The following is a 633-nucleotide window of genomic DNA, read 5'->3' as shown; positions in this document are numbered from 1 at the left end:
CAGCCCGCCGATGCGCAGCCAACGCATCCAGGAACGTGTTCGCCGCCGCATAGTTCGCCTGACCCGCCGTACCCAACAGACCAGAGACCGACGAATACAGAACAAACGCCTTCAGATCCATCCCCCGAGTCAGCTCATGCAGATACCACGCCGCATCCACCTTCGGACGCAACACCGCATCCAGCCGACCAACCGTCAGCCCCTCCACCGTCACGTCATCCAGCACACCCGCCGTATGCACCACACCCGACAACTCACCCACAACACCCAGCAACTCCGCCAAAGCAACCCGATCGGACACATCACACGCAGCCAACCTCACCGAAACACCCAACGCCTCCAACTCCGCCCGCAACTCCCCCGCACCCGGAGCATCCACACCCCGCCGACTCACCAACACCAACGACCGCACCCCATGCACCACCACCAGATGCCGCGCCAACACCGCACCCAGACCACCCGTACCACCCGTGATCAAAACCGGCCCCACACCCCACGACACCACCCCACCACCCGACACAACCCGCCGCAGACGAGGCACCAACAACCCACCCGACCGCACCGCCACCTGCGCCTCACCCGACACCACAGCCGACGTAAGCAGCCGGGCGTTCGTCGGCAGGTCCGTGTCCG

The 633-nt window shown here is 65.2% G+C and carries 1 protein-coding gene; it reads right to left on the bottom strand.

The window, feature by feature from the left end; all coding sequences use genetic code 11:
* Positions 1-633: SDR family NAD(P)-dependent oxidoreductase (locus tag G3I56_RS42715; RefSeq protein WP_164418940.1), on the bottom strand; the 633-nt coding region annotated here is incomplete at both ends.

Origin of the sequence: Streptomyces sp. SID12488, from assembly GCF_010548275.1 — a bacterium.
Lineage (GTDB): Bacteria > Actinomycetota > Actinomycetes > Streptomycetales > Streptomycetaceae > Streptomyces.
Note: the sequence above shows the minus strand (reverse complement) of the source record. Positions and strands in the feature narration are given on the sequence as shown.